5 protein-coding genes are annotated in these 6540 nt (G+C 39.3%); all 5 read left to right on the forward strand.

What is annotated here, in order from left to right:
- Nucleotides 1-23: 23 nt before the first annotated feature.
- The 5 genes from ACFSKL_RS11970 (at nt 24) to ACFSKL_RS11990 (ending at nt 6448) form a co-directional block, all read left to right on the forward strand.
- A complete protein-coding gene (locus ACFSKL_RS11970; RefSeq protein ID WP_376886475.1) occupies nt 24-1715 on the forward strand; it encodes a SusD/RagB family nutrient-binding outer membrane lipoprotein in 1692 nt (563 codons plus the stop codon).
- Between the two features lie 1325 nt (nt 1716-3040).
- Nucleotides 3041-4009: a hypothetical protein gene (locus tag ACFSKL_RS11975; RefSeq protein WP_376886476.1), complete on the forward strand. Its 969-nt coding sequence runs from the start codon at nt 3041-3043 to the stop codon at nt 4007-4009.
- Between the two features lies 1 nt (nt 4010).
- Nucleotides 4011-4469, forward strand: coding sequence for a hypothetical protein (locus tag ACFSKL_RS11980; protein ID WP_376886477.1), 459 nt, complete (start codon nt 4011-4013; stop codon nt 4467-4469).
- A gap of 119 nt (nt 4470-4588) precedes the next feature.
- Nucleotides 4589-5485: a tail fiber protein gene (locus tag ACFSKL_RS11985; protein WP_376886478.1), complete on the forward strand. Its 897-nt coding sequence runs from the start codon at nt 4589-4591 to the stop codon at nt 5483-5485.
- 6 nt (nt 5486-5491) lie between these two features.
- Nucleotides 5492-6448 carry a hypothetical protein gene (locus ACFSKL_RS11990; protein WP_376886479.1) on the forward strand — a complete coding sequence of 319 codons (957 nt, stop codon included), beginning with the start codon at nt 5492-5494 and terminating at the stop codon, nt 6446-6448.
- The last annotated feature ends 92 nt before the right edge of the window (nt 6449-6540 follow it).

Below are 6540 nucleotides of genomic sequence, written 5' to 3' on the forward strand. Positions count from 1 at the left end.
TTAGGTAAAAAAACAGTCATACAATGGAAAAAATATTAAAACTTATCGGAAAATCAATCTTGGCATTATCATTATTGTTTTACTCCTGCCAAAGTTTGGACGAAATCAATGAGAACCCCAATGGAGTCGCACCAACGATAGCAAATCCAAACATGTTGATGCCCACCATCATGGTAGGGGTGGGGCAAAATTTAATGAACCTTGGCTATCAGGATATTGCGGGAGTTATGCAACATACGCAAAAAGATGGATGGTATGGTGGGCATAACCATTATGAGTGGAACCTGCAGGATTGGGGCCACTGGTACGCACTGCTCCGAAACAACCAATTTATGATCCAGAGGGCTGAAGAAACAGGATCGGATTTTCATAAAGCCGTAGGGCTTGCCATGAAGCCCTTGATATTCGGAATGATTACCGATTTGTGGGGAGATGCCCCATACTCTAAGGCTTTGCAGGGTAATAATGATGATTTGGAATATCAGTTTCCTGAATTTGATAGTCAGGAGATGATTTACAAAGGGATTTTGGAAGACTTGAGAACAGCTTCTGAGCTTTTTGGACAAAATCCTGCTACAGGTATAATTCCAGAATATGACCTGTATTTCGGAGGGAACGTAAGCGGTTGGCTGAAGTTTACCAACTCCTTGAGATTGCGTTACTACATGCGTTTATCTGAAAAGCTACCGGACTTTGCCAAATCAGGAATTGAGGAAGTTTATACAAAAGGAAACCTTATCACCTCTGCAGCAGATGATGTCATGATGGATTACATTGGCGCTTCATCAGCAGACTCCTGGCCTTCGGCATCAGCATTTGACGCAGGGTCAAATTTCAGAAGGTTAAAGCCTTGCAATACCTTGTTGGATCCGATGCTTGAAACTGAGGATCCGAGGGTTTCGGTATGGTTTAGGCCAGTACACTGTCCATGGGTAGAAGATCGATCACTGCATGTTGCCATGGATCCTTTTATTAGAAAAAATGGTGTGCTACAATCTGGGGTATTGTCCTTGGATGATGCTGTATATGTGCAGGAGATAGCGGCAGGAAATGTCTTTACCAGACATTACAATCCAGATCTATTGGGTAAGAACTTAGATACAAGAAAATTTGTAGGTCTCCCTCCGGGTCATTTACAACCATCAGCACACAACGAAAATCCAACACCTGGTCAACTTCTTGAAAATCAACATGTATCACAGTTGGCGGATGTTTACCGGCTTTCCAAACACAATCTCCTCAAAGCCCGAATCATCTCGGCGGCAGAGGTGAATTTTATCCTTGCTGAGGCGGCACTGAAAGGATGGGCTGTAGGAGATGCTGCTGGTCACTATAATGAGGGAATCAGAGCTTCATTGGATGCATGGGGCGTAGGTGAAAGTTATGATGACTTTGTTAAACATCCATACATAGCATACAATGGTACCCAGAGACAGATTATAGAACAAAAATGGATAGCATCTTGGACAAATGCTACCGAAGCTTGGTTTGACTTCAAACGTACAGGATATCCTGCTTTGACCCCTGGGCCAGCATCCCCTGAACCAGTTTTGCCGGTAAGGTTCAATTATGGTAACAATGAAGTCAACTTCAACAATGCACAGGTTGAAAAGGCTATCCAAAGATTGGAAGTTACCCCTTATGAAAAAGGTCGTGGAGCCAATAACCAGTGGTCTAAACCTTGGCTATTGCAAGGTACAGGAAAGCCTTGGTAATTAAGAGACTTTATAAACGAGACGTTTTTGTAGTGAACTATTCCCAAGGATATTTTCTTTGGGAATAGTTTTTTGTTTTAATTGATCTGTTTTGATCATGAGCTATTTGAATAACTCCATTAAGTAGTGACAATAACCAAAATCACTTTCGCTGTTTTTTAACAATAATTGATTTGCGCAATTCAGGCCTTTTTGAATTGGGCTTACTGTTTTGCATTCATTTATTCCTTTGCCTTTTGGGCTTTCTTGGCAAAAAGGCTGATGCCGAACCTTAATCAAATTCAAAACTTAAATGAACACCATCGAACCATATAATCCTGACAGCCGAAAACTACTACTCATTTGCAGACGAGGGGTTGTTATGCCCTCTCTTTTCACAACATCAAATAGGCTGTCTTTAACTGTTTGATCCATCAGTCTTTTCGGAATTGTCAAAAATAATCCCAACAAAAATACAATCAAGCCAAAACATTGTCGTTTGTTTTTTGTTGGATAGCCAATGGAAATGGTCTGGTAATTGGGCCATATCCAGAGGAAAATAGCCTGGATTTTCTTCAAAAAAATTATTGGGAAAAAAATCTTCAACTTTTTTTTGGCTGTTTTCGAAATAAAATTTTTGGTTATTTTTTTGGTAAAAAATATAGTTGGTAAAAAATATAGTGAAATGCGTTTTTTTGTATTTGAAAAATGGTCATGATAAGGATCAAAAATCCAGCTATTTACGAAGAATATTTGTTGCAAAAAATACCTACTTGTAGGTATTTTTAATATAAATAAGAATCTATATGTTTGTAGCCGAAAATAACAACTAAGTTTTATTCATCTGTTTCTGTTATAGGGGATTTTTACTGGCTAGGAAAGAATTCTTTTTTTATGCAAAAGGTCATAAGGCAGGAGAACATGAGGATTGTTCGATTAAGTCCCAAGCCAAACAGGCTGTTAAAGAAAGATTATGAAAAAGTCACTTGTCTTGATCTCCATTTTGGGTTTTAGTGATTTTGGGCTTCTCTATGGCCAAGGCAGGTATTGGGAAAACAGAGCCTTCTACTGTACTCCATAAAAAATGTGAGATGGAATGAAAATTAGGATGGCAGCATTCTGTTTTTGATAAGTGATGAAGAAGTTGATATTGTGAATGAGAAAGTAAAAACAGATTCGATTAAGGGGGCTGATCTGTTTTACAGATTGAATGACAAGTGCTTGGAATAGCAAAAATTTGTTGTATTAAAGTATAATTTCAATTACAGAAAGTGTAAAATACAGTTAGTAATAGCATTAAAAATATATTTATTATAAAATTAATTTATGTTAAAAACATTATTTATATGAACAGAATCGGATCATTACTTTTTTTTTCGTCTTTGATGGCAATCATTTCATTCAGTACATATGGGCAAGAAACCTTACAGTCAGTTACCGATCAGGGAAACAGTACTTCCAATAGGCTATTCTTATGGGATGGTGCTGTTATGGAAAACAATAACCTTTGGCTCAAAGGCAATACAATGGGGTATAGAGACCCCTTAAGAGTATCACCTAATCTGGATAATTCGGGTATAGTACTGGAAGATGCAGCTTTGCGTTTTGACCAAGCATATGATGTGTTTGATGAAGCAGGATCCTCTCTTTTATTCCATTATCCACACTCTGGGATTCCCTATTTTCGAAGGTATGGCACCGATTTTACAATCTTGAAGATATGGAGTCCTACTGAATCCCGTCAAGCATATGAATCTACACTGGCTTTAGTGAATGGGGATAATGAAGAAGAGTTTTTGGATTTGTATAATTTGAATTACCCGAGTAATTCCAGTTTTGGGATAAGACTTCAAAAAAGAGAGACAGGGAACTATAAAAAATTTCATTTTGAATATAGTGATGGAAATGAGTTGTTTAAGGTGCTATCTCTTGCCCCTGATACCACAGCTGTTTTTTATGGAAGGGTAGGCATCAATACAGAAGCCAATGAATACAATTTGGCAGTGGCAGGTAGGATTTTGGCAGAGTCCATTGATGTTAAGTTGCAAACCAATTGGCCTGATTATGTTTTTGATGAAGGGTATGAGAAAATGAGTTTGCAGGAGATTGACATATATATTGGAGCAAATGGAAGATTGCCAGAAGTTCCTTCTGCAAGAGAAGTCAGTGAAAAAGGTGTGAACCTGGGGGAAATGGATGCTCTATTGCTTAAAAAGGTAGAGGAGATTACTTTACACCTTATCGAACAGGAAAAGAGGATTCTCAATTTAGAAGAAGAAAACAATAAACTAAAGACATTACTTGGAAAACAGTAAGATGAGGCAAGATTTAAGAAAATGTCTATTGGTGCTGTTGTCCATTGGATGGGGAGCAACTTTTTATGCAATCGAAGCAAAAGCCCAGGTAAAAGAAGGAAATAAAACAGATATTGATTTCCGAAGATTTATTCTACAAGATGGTAAATATGTTGGCGGAAATATCCATCAAAAAAATGAAGTAAAGAAAGCATCCGTACGAAAACAAACTGATAAATCTGGTGAGATGGGGGGGGAGCGTTTTGTTATTCAGCGTGGGAGGGATCTAGGTGCCGGTTCAATGTATCGCAACAAAAAAGATATTCGAATGGCTAATCAAGTAAAATTAGAAGAAGATTCTGTTAAGTCCTTAACTTTCCCTCTCCGGGGGGCAGGTAAGGTTGATTCTATTTCCAATAGAAGAATTTATTTACAGGAGGGAAGCTTTATAGGAGTTGGTCCTGATATGAAGAAGGACTGATTTGATACCCGAAATCTAAGTCATGGGGAAAGAGAGTATTCTTTTTTTCTTAAAGAACCATAAGGCAGGAGAACAAGAGAATTGTTTAATAAACCCCAAGTCAAATATCTGATTAATATATGGTGAAAACTGTACTGACATTTTTATTAGTTATGATGTCTGCAAGTGGATTGCTTGCCCAAAGTTTCCCCACTGAAACAAGTAGAGGGGATGTGGTAGAGACCTATGTAAATAGCAATAATGCAATCGAAATAGGTTTGGCAAACTCCTTAAATGCCAGGAGAGCGTGGATATTGAGCAGGCACAATACCACATCGGTGTATGGCGATTATTATTCGACATTTCATTTACAACCTGATATAGGGGACAAATCAAGATATAGGGGTGTAGCAATTGGACATCCTGCTTCAACCATATTGCCTGTAGGAGTACACCTAGCGGTTAATGGCCGGGTTGGAATTGGTATTATCAATCCTTCTGTCGAGCTGCATGTAAAAGGGACTGTAATGGTAGATGGACAATTCTCTGTTAAATCAGATGACGGGAATACAGCTGGATATATAGGCACTACAGGTGATGCTGGGACGGCCAACGGTGTTAATATCAGTTCAAACAGAGGAAATGGTAAGATTGTTTTCAGCACTTTGGGCGGTAATCTTCAAGAAAAAATGAGAATTACCAATACTGGCAATGTCGGCATCGGCACCACCATCCCGACCAACAAGCTCGAAGTCAACGGCACCATCCGAGCCAAGGAAGTAAAGCTTGAAGCAACCAACTGGCCTGATTATGTCTTTGAAAAAGGCTATGAATTGATGCCATTGAAAGAGGTAGATGCTTTTATTGGGGAAAATGGACATCTGCCTGGGTTGAAGTCGGCAAAAGAGTATGCCGAGGAAGGGGTGGATATGCTGGAACTAAACCAGAAGCTGCTGGAGAAGGTGGAGGAGTTGACACTGCATTTGATCGAACAGGAAAAAAGAATCAAACAGCTGGAAAGGCAGCAACAAAAATGATCTAAGATGATGGCAAGAATTGTTTTTAAATTTCTCCCCTTATTGCTTTTGGCTGTTATTGGGGTTTGTGCTTCGGCAAAGGCACAGCAAAATGGAAGTTTCAACGTGGGTGGGGATATCAACAAATTCTATCCAGTAACCTGGAGTGATGGTGCTTGGAATTTCAACAAGCAGACAGAATTACACTTGGGCAGATCCGCAGTCCATACCAACAGCCAGTGGAGGGGAGCCATGATTGCAACTTTTAATTTCCATGCCAATAATTGGGGGAATCAGGCGCATTTTATTGATGCACATATAATCAATAGTTCTACTGGTGATCCTTCTTTAAGGGGATTTGTAGCAGGTTGGTTGGATGTATCAAGTAACAATAGTAGCAAAAGAATTATTATATGGCTTCGGGGAGGCAATACAACTTATCATTTTGATTCCAATGTGACTGTTTCACCAATTGTATATGATGGTGTCCAGAACCCATTGCCTTATGTAACTCCCAATGGTAGTGCTTCCTATGACATAAAAACGGAAATAGATCAGTATGCCAAGGTTTCCGGGACTGTGTTGAACCATCCGCTGCATGTCCGTGGAGGCAACAGTGCAATCATGGGGAATCTTGGCATCGGTACTACAGTCCCTACCAACAAGCTTGAAGTGAACGGCACCATCCGAGCCAAGGAGGTAAAGTTGGAAGCCACCAACTGGCCTGATTATGTTTTTGAAAAAGGCTATGAATTGATGCCATTGGATGCCGTGAATTCTTTTATCGGGGAAAATGGCCACCTGCCGGGATTGAAACCAGCCAAGGTATATGAAGAAGAAGGGGTCAATATGCTGGAACTGAACCAGAAGTTGTTGGAGAAGGTGGAGGAGTTGACACTGCATACCATAGGTCAAGAGAGGAAATTGGAAAAAATGGAAGCCGAGATTGAATTATTGAAACTACTGATAAAAGAAAAATTATGAAGAAATTTTATGCAGTTATAATGATATGGCTCATGCTCTTATCAAGTAATTATGTGTATGGTCAAGCCAATACATTTCCAGCTTCTGGAAAT

It is taken from the genome of Belliella marina, from assembly GCF_042682445.1.
Lineage (GTDB): Bacteria > Bacteroidota > Bacteroidia > Cytophagales > Cyclobacteriaceae > Belliella > Belliella marina.

Excerpts from the sequence above, each read along its gene's own strand:
- ACFSKL_RS11975 (WP_376886476.1), top strand. The coding sequence starts at position 3,041 with ATGAACAGAATCGGATCATTACTTTTTTTTTCGTCTTTGATGGCAATC.
- ACFSKL_RS11990 (WP_376886479.1), top strand. The coding sequence starts at position 5,492 with ATGATGGCAAGAATTGTTTTTAAATTTCTCCCCTTATTGCTTTTGGCT.
- ACFSKL_RS11970 (WP_376886475.1), top strand. The coding sequence starts at position 24 with ATGGAAAAAATATTAAAACTTATCGGAAAATCAATCTTGGCATTATCA.
- ACFSKL_RS11985 (WP_376886478.1), top strand. The coding sequence starts at position 4,589 with ATGGTGAAAACTGTACTGACATTTTTATTAGTTATGATGTCTGCAAGT.
- ACFSKL_RS11980 (WP_376886477.1), top strand. The coding sequence starts at position 4,011 with ATGAGGCAAGATTTAAGAAAATGTCTATTGGTGCTGTTGTCCATTGGA.